The sequence below is a fragment of the Pseudofrankia saprophytica genome, from assembly GCF_000235425.2.
In the GTDB taxonomy this organism is placed as follows: domain Bacteria; phylum Actinomycetota; class Actinomycetes; order Frankiales; family Frankiaceae; genus Pseudofrankia; species Pseudofrankia saprophytica.
The window spans coordinates 5143217-5161626 of the sequence record NZ_KI912266.1; the positions used below are offsets into that span (position 1 = coordinate 5143217).

At 76.5% G+C, this 18410-nt stretch carries 1 protein-coding gene; it reads right to left on the reverse strand.

What is annotated here, in order from left to right:
* The coding region (locus tag FRCN3DRAFT_RS45630; protein ID WP_007509290.1) for a non-ribosomal peptide synthetase at nucleotides 1–18299 on the reverse strand (18299 nt) is incomplete at its 3' end.
* Nucleotides 18300–18410: the final 111 nt, after the last annotated feature.

The following is an 18410-nucleotide window of genomic DNA, read 5'->3' on the forward strand; positions in this document are numbered from 1 at the left end:
CGGGTGACGACGGTGGCGAGCGCCTCGGGCGTGCGATGGCCGAACAGCAGGCGCGGGGTGACGGTGAGGCCGGCGGCGCGGATCCGGTTGACCAGCCGCATCGCGACGATGCTGTCGCCGCCCAGGGCGAAGAAGTCGTCGTCGACGCCGACCTCGTCGACCCCGAGCACCGCGGCGAACGTCGCGACCAGGGTCGCCTCGATCTCGTTCGCGGGCGCGCGCCCGGCCACCGGCTCGTCGACGTCACCGGCGGGCCGCGTCGGCGGGTCCTCGTCCGGCGGGTCCTCGTCCGGCCGGTCGACGACGTCCAGCGTGCCGTCCGGGCGCCGGCGGGCCCGACCGCCGGTCCGGTTCGTCCACTCGTCCGGGCCGCCGATGTCCAGCACGCTGACCGGTATTTGCTGGTCGGCCGCGACCGCGGCGAGGACGCGCAGCAGCCGCTCGCCGAACCGCTCGGCGGTGGCGCGGTCGAACAGGTCGTCGCTGTAGCGGACACCGACGGCCATGCCGTCGTCGGTGCTGGTCCGCTCGAGGAAGTCGAAGGACAGGTCGAACTTGGCACTCGCGGTCCTGACCGGCTCGGGGCTGGCGCCCACGCCGTCGAAGGCCAGCTCGTCGACGGCGTCGGACGCCGCCAGGTACACGATCATGACCTGGAACAGCGGGTGGCGGGCCAGCAGCCGTGGCGGGTTGACGGCGTCGACCACCCGGTCGAACGGCAGCTCCTGGTGGTCGAACGCGGCGAGGTCGCTGGCGCGGACCCGCCCCAGCAGCTCGCCGAACGTCGGGGCGCCCGACAGGTCGGTCCGCAGCACGACCGTGTTGAGGAAGAAGCCGACGAGGTCGTCGAGGGTGTCGTCGACCCGGCCGGAGACCGGGCTGCCGATCGGGATGTCCTCGCCCGCGCCCACCCGGTGCAGCAGGGTCGCGACGACGGCCCGCAGCACCATGAACAGGCTGGCGTTGTGGGCTCGGCCGACGGCCCGCAGCGCGGCGACGCGCTCGGCGTCGATCGACAGCTCGACGATCCCGCCGGTGTGGGTCGGCTCGTCCGGGCGCGGCCGGTCGGTCGGCAGCGCCAGCTCGGCGGGCAGGCCGGCGAGCTGGCGGCGCCAGAACTCCCGCGACGTGGCGGCGGGGCTCGTCGCGTCCGCCTCGTCGCCGAGCAGCTCGCGCTGCCACAGCGTGTAGTCGACGTACTGAACGGGCAGCGGCGCCCAGTCCGGCGCCCCGCCCGCGGCCCGCGCCCGGTAGGCGGCCGTCAGGTCCCGGGCCAGCGGCCGGTCGGAGCCCTCGTCGGCGGCGATGTGGTGGATCAGGAACTGGGCGATGTGCAGGTCCGGGGAGCACCGGACGACGGTCACCCGCATCGGCGGCTCGCGCTCCAGGTCGAACGCGTAGGACGCGGCGTCGGCGAGGACGTCCGCCAGCCCCGGGTCGCCCGGCTCCGGATCGGGCCTGCCGGCGCCGGCCACCGACGCCCACTCGACGACGTCGAACGGGATCTCCGTGTCGGACGGGTCGAGGATCCACTGGACCGGCTCGCCGCCGGGCGCGGGGAAGACGGTCCGCAGCGCCTCGTGCCTGGCGACGACGTCGCCCACCGCCGCGCGCAGGGCGGCCAGGTCCAGCGGCCCGGTCAGCCGCCAGGTGATCGGGATGTTGTATGTCGGGCTGGGGCCCTCCACCTGCCCGAGCACCCAGAGGCGCTGCTGCGCGAACGACAGCGGCGGGTTCACCGGGCGCCGCGCGCGGCCGACGGCCGGCCGGGCGGCGCCGGCCTGGTCCATCCGCCGCGCGAGCCGGGCGACCGTCGGGTCCTCGAAGACCGCGCGCGGCGTGATCTCCACGCCGAACGTCGACCGGATCGCGGCGCACAGCCGCATGACGAGCAGCGAGTGGCCGCCGAGGGCGAAGAAGTCGGCGTCGGTCCCGACCCGCCGGACGCCGAGGACGGCGGCGAACCGTTCGGCGAGCAGCTCCTCGCGCGCGTCACGGGGCCGGCGGCCGGCCGCCGGCACGGGCGCGGGCGGCCCGGGCAGCGCGGCCCGGTCCACCTTGCCGTTGACCGTCCGGGGCAGGCGGTCCAGCGCGACGAACGCCTGGGGAACCATGTAGGCCGGCAGGATCCGGGCCACCTGCGCCCGAACGGCCTCGACCAGGCCCGACCCGGCCGGCAAGCCCGGCCCGGTGGGGTCGGGTACCAGGTAGGCGATGAGCTGGAGGGCGGGCGGGGCGTCCGGCCGGAACCAGACCGCCGCCTGGGCGACGCCCGGCGCCGCCTCCAGCGCCCGTTCGATCTCGCCGAGCTCGATCCGGAACCCGCGCAGCTTGATCTGGTCGTCGGCACGCCCGAGGAACGCGAGCGAGCCGTCGGGGCGGCGGCGCGCGAGGTCCCCGGTGCGGTACATGCGCTCCCCCGCCGCGCCGTACGGGTCGGCGACGAACCGGGCCGCTGTCAGGCCCGCGCGGCGCAGGTAGCCCCGGGCGAGCCCGGGACCGGACAGGTACAGCTCGCCGGCGACCCCGTCGGGGACCGGGCGCAGCGCCGCGTCCAGGAGGTAGGCGCCGGTGTTCCCGATGGGCGCGGCCCAGCCCGCGCTGTGCCAGCCGTAGGCGTCGACGGAGTACTCGGTCGGCCCGTAAAGGTCGTGGGCCACCGTCCCCGGCAGCGAGCGCAGCCGCTCCCACAGCGCCGGCGGGGTGGCCTCGCCGCCGACCAGGAGCACGCCCGGCCGGTGGCCCTCCGGCCGCAGGAACCCGTTCCTGATCAGTTCCTGGAGGTAGGTCGGGGTCAGGTCGAGCACGTCGATCCGGGTCCGCTCGACGTAGTCGACGAGGGCGGCCGCGTCCCGCGCGACCCGCTCGTCGACGACGTGCGTCTCATGCCCGGCCAGCAGCCACAGCAGCGGCTCCCAGGAGCCGTCGAAGCTGAACGAGGCCGCGTGCAGGACGCGCTGGGCACCCCGGTCGGGACCGGCGGCGCGCTCGGCCTGCGCGATCAGGTCGACCGCGTGCGAGGCGAAGAGGTTGACCAGGCCCCGGTGGGTGCCGACGACCGCCTTGGGCACGCCGGTCGACCCCGACGTGTAGATCACGCTCGCCGCGCCGGCCGGGTCGGGCGCCGGCACGGGCGGCGCGGCCCCCAGCGGCGCGGCGTCGAGCGGCGCGGCGTCGAGCGGGATGACGGCGGCCGCGACGTCGGGCAGCAGCCCGGCGTACGCGCCGGTCGTGAGGACGGCGGCCGGCGCCGCGTCGGCCAGCAGGAACGCGAGCCGGTCCGCGGGCACCTCGACGTCGATCGGCAGGTAGCTCGCGGCCGCCGCCAGCACGCCGAAGATCGCCGGGACCATCAGCGCGCGGGGCAGCGCGAGCGCCACCACGGCTTCCGGGCCGGCGCCCAGGCGGGACACCACGGCCGCGATCCGGTCGACCTCGCCGGCCAGCTCCGCGAAGGTCGTCCGGCCCTCACCGGTGACCAGCGCGACCCGGTCGGGATACGCGGCGACGACCCGGGCCAGCAGGTCCGGCACCGTCGTCCCCGGCGCCGTCGTCCCCGGCGGCGTCGCGGCCGCCGCGGCACCATCGGCGCCGAGGACGGGCAGCGCCCGCCGGGGGCCGCGGGCCACGCGCAGGGCGGCCGCGCGCTCCTCCTCGTCGACGATCTCCAGCCGGCTGACCGGCAGGTCGGGGTCACGGACGATCTCGGCGAGCAGCCGGACCAGCCGGTCGGCCAGCCGGGCACCGCTGCCCGGGTCGAGGACGTCGGTGGCGAACTCGACGAGCGCCGTGATCTCGCCCTGGGCGAACCGGTCGACGAAGGTCACGTCCAGGTCGAACTTCGCCGTCCCGGCCTCGGGGTCGATCCAGGTCACCGGCGCGCCGAGCAGTTCCCGGTCGTCGCCGGCGAGGTGGTGGTAGCCGGCCATCACCTGGAACAGCGGGTTGACGCCGGGCACGCGGCGCGGGTTGACCGCCGCGACGACGTCCTCGAACGGCAGGTCCTGGTGGTCGAAGGCGGCGAGGTCGGTCTGGCGGGTCCGGCCCAGCAGGTCCCGGAAGGTCGGGTCGCCGGTCAGGTCGGACCGGATCACCAGCGTGTTCACGAAGAAGCCGACGAGCCGGTCGAGGGCGGCGTCGGTGCGCCCGGCGATGGGCACCCCGATCGGGATGTCGTCGCCGGAGCCCAGCCGGTGCAGCAGGGTCGCGATGGCCGCGTGGGCGAGCATCGACATGCTCGTCCCGGTGGACGTGCACAGTGCGCGCAGCCCGGTCGCCACCGGCCCGGGCAGCACCCGGACCACCCGCGCGGACGCCCCGTCCCGCTCGGCCGGGCGTGGCCGGTCCAACGGCAGCGGGATCTCCTCCGGCAGGCCACGCAGGGTCTCCAGCCAGAAGGCGAGCTGCCGGGCGGCCAGGCCGCTCTCGTCGTCGGGCCCGCTGAGCAGGTCTCGCTGCCAGAGGGTGTAGTCGGCGTACTGGACCGGCAGCGGCTCCCAGTCCGGCGCATGCCCGGCCAGCCTCGCGGCGTAGGCGGCGTCCAGATCGAGCAGGAACGGGCGGTCCGACCACTCGTCGGTCGCGATGTGGTGCAGGACGGCCACCAGCACGTCGGCGTCCGGGCAGCGCAGCAGGGCGATGCGCAGCGGCGCCTCGCGGGTCAGGTCGAACCGGCGCGCCGCGGCCCGGGTGATCCAGCCGGCCACCTCGTCCTGGGCGCATCTGAGCACCTCGACCCCGAGGTTCGCCTCGGCCGGGTCCAGGATCCGCTGGTAGGGCTCGCCGTCGACGACGTCGATCACCGTGCGCAGCGCCTCGTGCCGGCCGAGGAGGTCAGTGACGGCGGCGCGCAGCGCGGCGACGTCGAGGCGGGCGCCGGTCCGCAACGCGAGCGGGTAGTTGTAGGCGTCGGTGCCGCCGGCCAGCGCCTCGACGAGCCACAGCCGCCGCTGCGCCGGTGAGAGCGGGATCCGCTCGGGCCGGTCCGCCGGGACCAGCGGCGGGCGCCCCGCCACGGTGCGGCTGGCCACCTTCGCCGCCAGCGCCTCGACCGTCGGCGCGTCGAACAGGTCGCGGATGGCGAGCTCCGTGTCGAGCGCGGCCCGGGCCCTGCTGACCACCCGGGTGGCCAGCAGGGAATGGCCGCCGAGGGCGAAGAAGTCGTCGTCGGCCCCGACCTCGGGCAGGCCGAGGATGTCGGCGAACAGCTCCGCCAGGGTCCGTTCGACGGGGGTGGCCGGTGCCCGGCCCGACCGCGGCGCGGCCACCGGCTCGGCCGGTGGCAGGGCCGCCAGGTCGAGCTTGCCGTTGGCGTTGCGAGGAATGGCCGGCAGTGGCACGAACGCCGACGGGACCAGGTAGTCCGGCAGGACCGCGGCCAGGTCGGTGCGCAGCCGGCCGACGAGCGCGGCGGCGGCGCGGGCCGCCGTCGGGTCGTTGGTCAGCGCCGTCCCCGGGTGCGGCCGGCTGGCCGGGTCGGTGGCCGGCCGGGTCACCGGCAGGGCCGCCGGCCCCGAGCCGCGCACGAGCAGGGCGTCGAGCCGGCCGGCGTCGTCGGGGCGCGGCGTGAGGGCCGCCTCGTAGCCGAGGGCGTCGGCCAGCGCGTACACGTCGTCCGGGTCGACCGCGCCGGCCTCGGCCTCCGCCGGGACCACCTCGCCCACCGGTCCGAGCCCGGCCGCGGCGAGGTCGGCGGCGACGCGGGCGTCGGGGATGGCGGTGAGGCGGATCCGCCGCGGCCCATGGGCGCGCACGAGCGCGCCGAGCCCCTCGAGGCTGCGCACCTCGACGCCCCAGGCCGCGACGAGCGGCTCCGACCCGGCGGCGGGCGCCGCGACGGCCGGCCCGGCCGGCAGGGAGTCGCCGACCGGCTCCAGGGCGGGGCGGCGCAGCACGACGTCGAAGCGGTGCTGGGTGAGCTCGTCACGGTGACGTCCGCGCCGGACCCGTACGCACACCTCGAGGTCGCTGGTCCTGGCCACGTCGAGGAAGAACGCGGGCGCGACCACCAGCTCCTTCTCCAGCAGGACGCGCCGGTCGACGGCCGCCGCGAGCCGGGCCGGGTCGAGGCCGGTCAGCGCGGTCGCGGTGTCGGTGCCGGTCGTCGTCTCGGCGGCGGACGCGGTGGCGGCGGATGCCTGGCCGCAGCGGGCCAGCTCGATCGTGCTGTGGAAGAGGCGCAGCCGGCCCAGGTCCCGGACGTCGCCGACGAACAGCGAGCCGCCAGGGGCGAGCAGGTCGAGCGCGCCGTGCAGCACCGAGCGCAGGTAGTCGGCGCTGGGGAAGTACTGGATCACCGAGTTGACGACGATCGTGTCGAAGAACGCTGTCGGCAGCCCGTCGGTCACGTGGGCCGGCTGGTGGCGCAGCTCGACCCGGCCGAAGCGGGCGGGGTCGGTGGCGAGCTCGGCGCGCAGCTTCGCGATGACGGGCGCGGCGAAGTCCGTGCCCCAGTACTCGTCGCAGCCGGGAGCCAGCTGCCCGAGCAGCAGGCCGGTGCCGACCCCGATCTCCAGCACGCGCCGCGGCGCGAGCGCCCGGATCCGCTCGACGGTCCTCGCCCGCCACTCCCGCATGTGCTCGAGCGGGATCGGCTGGCCGTCGTAGCTGGAGTCCCAGCCGTCGAAGCTCTCCGCGCGCAGCGCGGTCGGGATCCGCTCGTACTCGTCGGTGTAGACCTGCCGCCACTCGCCGACCTGGTCGGCCTCGATCGCGGCCCGGTCGGCGGCCGAACGGTCGGCCGGCACGACGTAGGCGACGAGGCGCTTCGCCCCCGGCGTCACCGGGTCGTCGGTCGCGATCACGGCGGACTGGCTGACCGCCTCGTGGCCGTCGACGGCGGCGGCGACCTCGCCCAGTTCGATCCGGTGGCCACGGATCTTGACCTGGTCGTCGGTGCGGCCCAGGAAGTCGAGGTTGCCGTCGTCGGCCCGGCGGGTCACCAGGTCACCGGTGCGGTACATCCGCCCGCCCGGGCTGGCCGGGTCGGCGACGAACCGGGTCGCGGTCAGGCCGAACTGGTCCAGATAGCCGCGGGCCAGGCCGTCGCCGGCGATGTACAGCTCGCCGGGGACGCCGTCCGGGACCGGGCGCAGCCAGCGGTCGAGCACGTAGACGGCGGTGTTGCGGATCGGCCGGCCCACGGTGGGGGTCCTGCTGTCGGCCGTCGCCGCGCCGAGGGTGTTGATCGTGTACTCGGTCGGGCCGTAGAGGTTGTAGCCGGCCGTCCCGTCGGTGTCGCGCAGCCGGTTCCAGATCGAGTCGGGCACGGCCTCGCCGCCCAGCATGACCAGGGGCGGCCGGTGGCGGTGCCCGCTCGCCGGCGCACCACCGTGGTCCGCCACAAGCGACGCCGGCGACGTCGCTTCGACGTACGCCCCGGCGCCGTCGGCGGCCGGCTGCTCGGTCCGGTCCAGCAGCCCGGACTCGAACAGGTGGGCCGCGTACGTCGGGGTGACGTTGACGACGTCGATCCGGTGGCGGTCGCAGTAGGCGACGAGGCCCTCGGCGTCGCGGCGCAGGTTCTCGTCGCAGATGTGCACCTCGTGGCCCTCGACGAGCCAGAGAAGCTCCTCCCACGACATGTCGAACGCGAACGAGACGGTGTGCGCGATCCGCAGCCGGCGGCCTCCCGCCGCCGCCACGGTCGGGTCGAAGATCTCGTCCCGGTGGTTGAGCCACATGTTCGTCAGCCCGCGGTAGGGGGTGACGACGCCCTTGGGCCGGCCGGTCGATCCCGACGTGTAGATCACGTAGGCCGGGTGGTCGAGCCGGTCCGCGCGGTCGCGGGCGAAGGCGCCGAGCTCGGCGTCCGAGAGCACGCCAGGGGTGGTCGCGGCCAGCTCGGCGGCGACGGCCTCGTCGTCGAGCACCAGCCAGGCCGCGGCGGTCCGGTCCGGGTCGCCGGCCGTCCCGACCGTGACGGGAGCCACGGTGCCGGGAGCGTCGGTGCCGGGCTGGGCCGTTTCGCCGGTGAGGTAGCCGCCGGCGGCCCGGGTGGTGACCACCAGCTCGGCCCCCGCGTCGGCCACCATCTCCAACAGGCGGGCGGGCGGATGGTCCAGCTCCAGCGGCAGGTAGGCGGCGCCGGTGCGCAGGACGGCGAACAGGGCGACGACCATGTCCACCGTCCGGCCGATCCCGAGGGCGACGACGGTCTCCGGGCCGGCGCCGTGGGCGATCAGGAGGCGCGCCAGCCGGTTCACCCGGTCGTCGAGCTCGCGGTAGGTCAGCCGCTGGTCGCCGAGGACCAGCGCGACCTGGTCGCCGAGGTCGCCGGCCCGGTCGGCGAGCAGGTCGGACACGGTCTGGCCGCCGACCGGCCGCCACGGCGCCGCCGCGGCGGCCAGCCGGTCCCGCTCGGCGGGCAGCAGCAGATCCAGGGAGCCGACCGGGGCGTCGAGATTGCCGACCAGCGCGTCGATCGTCGCGACGAGCCGGGCGAACAGCGCCTCGGCCACCGCCGGTGTGACGACGTCGGCGCGGTACTCCAGGCGAGCCGTGATCCGCGCCCCCGGGAACAGGACGAACGTCAGCGGGTAGTGGGTGTGGTCGAGGCTGCCGCCGCCGATGATCCCGTGGCGGGCGGTGGTCTGCTCGTTCGCGACCTCGTCGATGAAGTTCTGCAGGACGTAGAGGGTGTCGAACAGCACCGGGTGGCCGCTGGCCCGCTGGATGTCGCCGAGGCCGAGGTACTCGTGGTCGAGCAGGTCGAGGCGCTGCTCCGCGACCCGGCGCAGCAGCTCGCCGACCGTCTCGCGCGGGTCGAGCCGGACCCGGACCGGGACGGTGTTCAGAAACAGCCCGACGACCTCGTCGATCCCGTCGAGCTCGGTCGGGCGGCCGGCGACGGTCGTGCCGAACACGACGTCGTCCGTCCCGGTCGCCGTCGCGAGCACCAGCGCGAGCGCGGCGTTGAAGACCGTGTTCAGGGTGACGCCGTGTGCGCGGGCGGCCGCCCGTGCCGTGGTCGCGGTCGCCTCGGGCAGCTCGGCGGTGATCCGGGCCGGCGCGACCGGCCGCAGGCCCCGCGCCGCCGGCACCACCAGCGTCGGGCCCTCCAGGTCGGCCAGCGCCGAGCGCCAGGCCTTCTCGGACGCGGCGGTGTCCCGCTGGCGCAGCCACACCAGGTAGTCCCGGAACGAGCCGCGCGACGCGGGCGGGGACGCCGGGTCCGGCGCGCTAGCGCCAGCCGTGCCGGTGTTGGTGTCGGTGTCGGAGGCCTCGGCGGGGTCGGCGGCGTAGAGGTCCAACAGCCCCTCGACGAACAGGGCGCCCGACCAGCCGTCCCACAGCAGCACCTGGCGGTTGACGACCAGCCGGTCGCGCCCCTCGGCCAGGTGGATCAGGATCAGGCGGAACAGCGGTGGCCGGGCGACGTCGAACGGGCGGGCGCGGTCGGCGGCGGCGATCCGCTCGGCCTCGGCCGACCGGTCGGGCTCGGCCAGGCCGGACAGGTCGATCTCGTCGACCGGCGCGGGCAGCTCGCTGGCGATGACCTGCACCGGGCGGGGAAGGCCGTCGGACAGGAAGCCGGCGCGCAGCGTCGGGGTGCGGGCCATCAGCGTCCGACAGGCGCGGCGCAGCCGCTTGGCGTCGAGCCGGTGGTCGAAGTCGAAGGTGAACTGGGCGGTGTAGGCGTCGCTGGTCTGGTCGAGGGCCGAGTGGAAGTACAGGCCCTCCTGCAGCGGCGAGAGCGGCCAGACGTCCTCGACCGGGGCAGGGAACGCGCCGGCGATCCGGGCTGACTCCTGCACGGAGAGTGTGAGCAGCTCGACCGGCGGCTGGGCCGTCGCCGGCCCGACGGCCGTGGTCGCCGTGGCCGGCGCGAGCGTGGCGGTGGCCGGCGCGAGCGCGGCCAGCTCGCCCAGGGCGGCGAGGAAGCCGTCGGCGATGCGCGCCGTGTCGCCCGCCGCGAGCACCGTCGTCAGGTAAGTGAACGTCGCGCGCAGCGCCGGCCCGTCGGCGGTCTCGACGCAGACCGCGTCGACGGTCAGCGGGTAGCCGACGCCCAGGCCGGGGTCGGGCCTGGCGGCGAGCGCGTCGAACTCCTCGGCCGGTCCCCAGTCGGCCCGGCGGTCGGCGCCGAACCGGCCCAGGTAGTTGAACAGCACCTGGGCCCGCCCGGCGCGGGCGAGCGCCGGGCCGGCGAGCGGGTTGGCGTAGCGCAGCATGCCGAAGCCGAGGCCGCCGTCGGGCGTGGCCCGCAGCCGGGCCGTCACGTCGGCGAGCGTCGCGCGCACCTGCGGCCGGGCCGCCGGGAGCCTGACCGGCGCGATGCTGGTGAACCAGCCGACGGTCCGGGAGAGGTCGACCCCGGGGACGACCTCCTCGCGGCCGTGGCGTTCGAGGTCGACGAGCAGGTCGCCGTCGCCGGCTCCCACCGGCTCGCCGCCGGGCTGACCGCCCGCCGGCCCTGCCGGGAGCGCGAGACGCAGGCCGGCCAGCAGCACGTCGGTGACCTCGGCACCGGTCGCCACGGGGACGCCGGTGAGCAGCGCGGCCGTGACCGCCGACGGCAGCTCGACGACCAGGCTCGCGGTCTCGGCCACCGTGCCGACAGCCGCCGGGCCCGGCTGGGGCTCGGTCGGGCCGCCGGCGGCGGCGGTGACCGGCCCGATCGGCTCGGCGAACGGCCGCCCGCCCGGCGCGAGCGTGTCCAGCCAGTGGGTCAGTTCGCCGAGCCGGGCCGGGGCGGCCGCCTGCTCACCGAGGACCTGACTGAAGCCGCGCAGCGACGTGCCCACCGGGTCGAGCGCGGGCCGCCCGCCGGACCCGGCCGCGAGGTACCCGGCCTCCAGGTCGGCCAGCAGGATCCGCCACGACACCCCGTCGACGACGAGGTGATGGGCGACGAGCACCAGCCGGCCCGGCTCGGCGGGGCCCGCGTCGAGCCAGACCGCGCGCAGCATCACCCCCGCGTCCGGGTCGAGACGGCCGGCGGCCGAGCCGGAGGCGGCGGCGATGACCGCGCGCAGCGCAGTCGGGTCGAGCCCGGCGACGTCGATCCGGGTCAGCAGGTCGGCGCCCGTCGGCCCGCCCGCCGCCGTCGCGTCCCGCGTCGCCTTGCCTGCCGCCGTCGTGCCCTCCGCTGCCCCGTCACCAGTCGTGGACGCCGCCGGGTCGATCTGGAGCAGCCAGACACCGGGCGCGGGCCGCAGCAGCCGGGAACGCAAGCCGTCGTGGTGCGCGACCAGGGCCGCGAGCGCGGCTCGCAGCGCGGCCTCGTCGGCACCGGGCGGAGTCCGGACCAGGAACGCCTGGTTGAACCGCCGGATCTCGCCGCCCCACTCGGCCAGCCGGGCCACGATCGGCAGCGGGGTGAAGATCCCGGTCGCCGTCGCGTCGAAGGCCGGGAGCATGACCGCGGCCGGATCGGCGGACGCGGTGGCCGGATCGGCGGACGCGGTGAGCCGCGGCGGCCGCCCGGACGGGGCGGATTGACCCCGCGGAATCAGCTCGCCCTCGGGGACAGGTCCGCCCTCGGGGACAGGCGCAGGCTCCACCGCTGCGGCGCGGCCGGCGACGAGTGCCGCGAGCGCGGCCGGCGTCCGCTGGACGAAGACCTCGCGCGGGGTGAGCCTGATGCCCTCGCGGCGGGCCCTGGTGACCAGCTGGATCGCGAGGATGCTGTCGCCGCCGAGCGCGAGGAAGTCGTCGTCGGCGCCGACCCGGTCGAGGCCGAGCACGGCGGCGAACACCGCGCACAGCGCGCGCTCCAGCTCGGTGCCACCGGGCCGGGACGAGGTGGCCGCGGACAGGTCGGGGGCCGGCAGCGCGGCCCGGTCGAGCTTCCCGTTGCCGGTGAGCGGCAGCGCGTCCAGGGCGACGACCGCCGCCGGGACCATGAAGTCCGGCAGCGCCGCCGCGGCCCTCGCCCGCAGCGCCGCGCCGTCGACCCGCTGGTCCGCGCGGGGGACGACGTACGCGACGAGCCGGTGCCGGTCGGCGCCGTCCTCCCGGGCGAGGACGACGACCCGTTCGACCGCCGGGTCGGCGGCGAGGACGGCCTCGATCTCGCCCGGCTCGATCCGGAAGCCACGGATCTTGACCTGGTCGTCGGCCCGGCCGAGGTATTCCAGCGCGCCGTCCTGGCCCAGCCTGGCCAGGTCGCCGGTGCGGTACATCCGGTCGCCGGGCTCGCCGTACGGGTCGGCCACGAACCGGGTGGCGCTCAGGCCCGAGCGTCCCAGGTAGCCGCGCGCGAGCTGACCACCGCTGACATAGATCTCACCGGGGACGCCCGGCGGCACCGGGGCGAGGTGGCGGTCGAGGATCCGCGCGCGCAGGCCGCGCAGCGGCTCGCCGATCAGGCCGTGCCGGCCGCCGACGGCCTGACCGAGGCGCAGGTACGTGACGTGCACCGTGGTCTCGGTGATCCCGTACATGTTGACCAAGGTCGGCGCGTCGTCCGGGTGGCGCTCGTACCAGGGGGCGAGCCGCCCGACGTCCAGCGCCTCGCCGCCGAAGATGACCAGGCGGAGGCTGAGGTCGGCGCCGCCCTCGGCCGCCTCGGCCGCCTCGGCCGCGACCAGCGCGCCGAAGGCCGACGGCGTCTGGTTGAGGACGGTGACGGACTCGCGGCGCAGCAGGGCGAGGAACTGCTCGGGGGAACGGGAGACGTCGTGGTCGACGACGACGAGCCGCCCCCCGTGCAGCAGCGGCCCCCACAGCTCCCACACCGAGAAGTCGAACGACGCCGAGTGGAACAGCGTCCACACGTCCGCGGAGTCGAAGTGGAAGTGGTCCCGGCTGTCGGCGAACAGGCGCACCACGTTGCGGTGCGGGATCAGCGTGCCCTTGGGCCGGCCGGTCGAGCCGGAGGTGTAGATGACGTAGGCGAGGTTGTCCGCCCCCGCCCGCGCGTGCCCGTCCGGGCCTGGTGACGTGGACGTGGACGGGGACGGGGTCGGCGGCTGCTCGGCCAGCGCCGCGGCGACCAGCGGGTCGTCCAGCGCGATCAGGGGTACGCCCGTCCGGGTCGGCAGCGCCGCCCGGGTCGCCGCGGTGGTCACCGCGCACACCGGCGCGGCGTCGCGCAGCATGAACGCGATCCGGTCGGCGGGGTAGGTCGGGTCGATGGGCAGGTAGGCGCCGCCGGCCTTCTGCACCGCCAGCAGGGTCACGACCAGGTCGGTCGACCGGGGCAGCGCGACCGCCACGATCGACTCCGGCCCGACGCCCCGCGCGCGCAGCAGCCGCGCGAGCCGGGAGGCCTGCGCGTCGAGCTCGGCGTAGGTGAGTTCCTCGTCGCGCCAGCGCAGCGCCACCGCGTCAGGGGTCCTGGCGGCCTGGGCCTCGAACAGGTCGGGCAGGGTGGCGTCCGCGCCCCAGGCGCCGCGCCGGGGCGCCGGGGCGAGCGCGGCCTGGTCCCGCTCGGCCGGGGGCAGGGCGGCGGCGGCGCCGATCGGCCGATCCGGATCGGCGGCGATCTCGCCGAGCAGCGCGAGCAGGCGGTCGGCGAGGCCGGCGACGGTCGCGCCGTCGAGGACGCCGCGCTGGTAGCCGAAGGTCAGCCTCAGCCGGTCGCCGGGGATCACCCGGATCGTCAGCGCGTAGTGGGTGGCGTCGTGACCGTCGACGGCGACGAGCCGCGGCCTGCCGGCGGGGATCAGCGTGGCCGCGTCGAACGGGTACGACTCGAGCACGAGCAGGGTGTCGAACAGGTCCCCGTGGCCGGCCAGGGCCTGGATGTCGGCCAGGCCGAGGTGCTGGTGCGCGAACAGCCGGCCCTGGGCGGCCTGCAGGTCGGCCATGAGCTCGGCGAATGTCCGCTGCGCGCTGACCGCGGCCCGGACCGGGACGGTGGTGACGAACAGGCCGATCATGGCGTCGACGCCGGTCAGCTCCGGCGGCCGGCCGGCGGTCGCGGCGCCGAGGACGACGTCGTCGCGGCCGACGGCCCGCGCGAGCAGCACGGCGTGAGCCGCCCGCAGCACGGTGCTCAGCGTCAGGCCCCGCTCGCGGCCGAGCGCGGCGAGCCGGTCGGCCAGCGCCGGGTCGACCTCACGGTCGAGGGCCGCCGCTGGGCCCGGCTCGGCGGCGACGCGGTGCCCGGCGCCCGGTGCCAGCAGGGTCGGGCCGTCGAGACCGGCGAGCTCCGCCCGCCACGCCGCGCGCGCCGCGTCCCGGTCCTGGGCGCCCAGCCAGCGCAGGTAGTCCTCGTAGGGGCGGGCGGCCGGCTGGTACCCCGCCACCGTGGCGGCGGTGTCGGCACCGCCGCCGGAGCTGGAACCGGAACTGGCGTCGGCGTCGGCGTCGGCCAGCGCGAACAGCTCGCGCAGCAGGAGAGGCAGCGACCAGCCGTCGACGATGACGTGGTGGGCGCAGACCGCCAGCCGGGCGCTGTCCGGGCCGGTGCGGACCCAGAGGAAACGGATGAGCGGGGGCGCCGCCAGGTCGAACCTCGCGGCCCGGTCGTCCGCGACCAGCCGCTCCGCCTCGGCCACCCGCTCGGCGGCGGGCCAGCCGGACAGGTCGACGACGGTCCACTCGGGTTCCGCGTGGTCCAGGATCGCCTGGGCCGGTGCCCGGCCGTCGGCGAGGACTGCGGCGCGCAGGATGGCGTGCCGAGCGGTCAGGGTCCGGGACGCCGCCCGCAGCCGGTCGAGGTCCAGCTCGCCCGCCAGGTCCAGGACGAACTGGATCACGTACACGTCTGGCGCGTCGTCGCCGTCGACGAGACGGTGGAACAGCATCCCCGCCTGCGACGGCGACAGCGGCCACACCGCGGTCAGGCCGGGCAGCCGGTCGCGCCAGCGGGCCAGGTCCGCCGGGTCCGCGGGCGCCAGCCCCGCGAGGTCCGGCCCGGCCGGAGAGCCCTGCCCGGCCGGGGCAGCCTGCCCCGGGGCAGCCGTCAGCTCGGCCGCGGTCGTGACGTCCGCCGTCGTGGTCGCCACGGCGGCGAGACCGGCGACGGTCGGGGTGCTGAACACGTCGGCCAGCGCGACCGTCACGCCGGCGGCGGACGCCCGGGTGACCACGGCGAAGGCGAGGATGCTGTCCCCGCCCCGGTGAAAGAACGAGTCGTCGACGCCGAGGTCGGGCTGGCCGAGCACGGCCGCGAAGACGTCCCGCAGGACCGTCTCGGTGCGGGTGGCCGGCGTCCGGCCGGGCTGGGCGGCCGCCGCGAAGTCGGGAGCGGGCAGGGCGGCGCGGTCCAGCTTCCCGCTCGTGTTCGTGGGCAGCGCGGGCAGTGCCACGAAGGCCGCCGGCACCATGTAGCCAGGCAGGAACGACGCCGCGTGCGCGCGGAGCCGGTCCGCCAGCGGCTCGCCGTCGGCCGGGACGGCCTCGCCGTCGACCGGGACGACGTAGGCCACCAGCGCGCGCCCGGCCGGTCCGTCCTCCCGGACGACGACCGCGCAGCGCGCGACCGCCGGGTGGCGTTCGAGCACCGCCTCGATCTCGCCCGGTTCGATCCGGAAGCCGCGCACCTTGACCTGGTCGTCGGAGCGGCCGGCCACGACCAGCTCGCCCGGGGTCCCTGCCGGATCGCCTCCGGCGATCTGGGAGGTCCGCGCGGTCCAGTGGGCGAGGTCGCCGGTGCGGTACATCCGCTCGCCGGGATCGAAGGGGCTCGCGACGAAGCGGGACGCGGTCAGCGCCGGCCGGGCGAGGTAGCCGTGGGCGACGAAGGGGCCGGCGATGTACAGCTCTCCCACGGTTCCGGGCGGCACCGGCATGAGCGCGCCGTCCAGCACGTAGGCCCGGGCGTTGCGCAGCGGCCGGCCGACCGGCGGCAGCCCGCCGCCCGCGCCGGCGTCCCGCCAGGGCCCCGCCGTCACCCAGACCGCCGTCTCGGTCGGCCCGTACAGGTTGATGACGCTCTCCGCGCGCGCGGCGAGCTCCCGGGCAAGACTCGCTGGCATCGGCTCGCCGCCGCACAGGGCGCGCACCCCCGGGTAGGCCTCGGGGGTGGCGTCGAGGATGGACCGCCACCGCGACGGGGTCGCCTGGGCCACCGTGACCTCGCCGGTGGTCAGCGGCCGGGCCAGCTGGGACGGGTCGCGGGCGGTCTCGTCGTCGACGAGGTGGATCGAGGCGCCGACGGTGAGCGGCGCGAGCAGCTCGACCGTGCTCGGGTCGAAGGTCAGGGTGGTCGCGGCCAGCACCCGGTCGTCCGGTCCGATGCCCACGGCCTCGGTGATGGCCACCAGGAAGTTGCCGAGCGACCGGTGGCTGAGCGGTACGCCCTTGGGCCGGCCGGTCGAGCCGGACGTGTAGATCACGTACACCAGGTCGTCCAGGCCGACGGCCGGCGGCCACGCTCCGACGACCGCCGCGGGCTCGGAGCCGGATTCGGAGTCGGGCTCGGAGTCGTCGATGAGCACGAGCTCCAGGCCAGGCCTGACCGGGATCCGCGAGGCGAGGGCGCGTGTGGTCACCACGATCGCCGGAGCCGCGTCCTCGATCATGAACGCGATCCGGTCAGCCGGATAGTCGGGGCCGATCGGGAGGTAGGCGGCCCCGGCACGGCCGACGCCGGCCAGCGCGACGAGCAGGTCGACGCCGCGCGGCAGCGCGATACCGACGACGGAGCCGGGCCCGGCCCCTCGGCCGGCGAGCCGGCGGCCGAACGCGTCGGCCGCGGCGGCGAGCTCGCCGTAGGTCAGCGTCCGCCCGGGCGTGACCAGCGCGGTCCGGTCGGGGTCGCGGCGCGCCCACGCGTCGAACAGCGCCATCCACGGCGCGGTCGGGCCGGGTCCGGCGGTGTCGTTCCAGGCACCCAGGATCTGGTCGCGTTCGGCCGCGCCGAGCAGGTCGGCCGATCCGATCGGCGCGTCGGGCTCGGCCACCACGCGGGCCAGCAACCGCGAAAGCCTCGGGCCTACGGCGCCGGCGAACGTCGCCGACACAGCCGCCGGTTGGTAGGTCGTCTCCAGTTCGAGCGAGTCGGGCTGGCCGGCGTCCCCGCCGAGCTCGGCGACGACCATCAGCGGGAACTGGGCGGTGCCGTTGTGCAGCGGGCGGCGCTCGCCGCGCAGTTCGTCGCTATCGGGGTCACCGCGGCGCAGCGCGGCGGCGGCCGGCGAGCGGACGCCGAGCATCGTGCTGAACAGGCTGGACACGCCATCGGAGCGGTCCGGGTTGACGGCGCGCACGACGTCGACCAGGTCGATGTCCGCGTGCGCGAACGCGCCCAGGCACGCCTCGCGGGCCCGCTCCAGCAGGTTGGTGAAGGTGTCGGCCGGCCCCACCGCCAGCCGGAGGCAGACGGTGTTGCCGAAGTAGCCGATCACGCCGTTGGTCGCGGCGTCGTCCCGGTTGACGACGGGCGATCCGACGGTCACGTCGGTCGCGCCGGTGACCCGGTGGATCAGGGCGGCGTAGCCGGCGACCAGCACCATGAACGGCGTCACGCCGCGCAGGGCAGCGAACGCCCGGATCCGGCCGGCGAGCTCCGTCGGCGCGTGGTGGACGATCTGCCGGCCCGCGTCGCGCCGGCCCGGGCCGCTCCGGCCGGCGTCGCGTTCGCCGGCGGCCGCCTCGGGGAGGTCGCCGGCCGCGAGCGCGTCGGCCGCGCGGTCGTCGGGGGTCGGCTCGGGCAGGCGCACGGGCTCGGCCAGCGGAAGCAGCCGGTCCCGCCAGTAGGACAGGCCCTCGGCCCGGACGGGCGGCTCGCCGGCCGGCACCGCCGCGTCGATGAACTGGACGGCGTCGTCCGCCCCGGCCTGCTGGCCGCCTACGGCCGAGTCGCCAGTGCCTCGGCCGTAGGCGGCCAGCAGGTCGCCGAAGAAGACGTCCCAGGACGCGTCGTCCCAGGCGATGTGGTGGGCGGCGAGCGCCAGCGTGTGCCGCAGCGGCCCGTGCCGCAGGACGGTGACCCGCAGCGGCGACTCGACGGTCAGGTCGAACGGGCGCCGGGCGGCAGCCAGGGCGATCTCCCGGGCACGCCCGTCGCGGTCGTCGGCGGGCTCGGTGGACAGGTCCACGCTGAGCCAGGCCGGTTCGACGTCGTCGCGCGCAACCTGCTCGAGCCGCCCGTCCGGCGTGACCTGGTACGTCGTGCGCAGGATCTCGTGTCGGCGGGCGACGGTCAGCAGTGCGCGGCGCAGCGCCGGCACGTCGAGCGGGCCGGTCAGTTCGAACGCGGCCGAGATCGTGTAGGCGGCGCTGCCGGGGTCGAGCCGCGACAGGAACCACATCCGCCGCTGCCCCGGGCTGACCGGGTAGCCCCGGCCGGGTACTCGCCGCGCCCGGCCGTCGGCACCGCCCGCCGCCTCGCGCGTCAACCGCTCGGCGGCCAGTCGGCGGCGGAGCAGCTCGCGCTTGCGCTGCGCGGAGTCGGGACTTGCCACGATGCACGTCCTTCCGGTGATGCGGCCCTGGGGCGACGAGCGCGAACACGGTGTGGCTGGTGAACACGGTGCGGCTGGTGAGGAGGGCGCCGGGCGCGCCAAGTGGGCCGG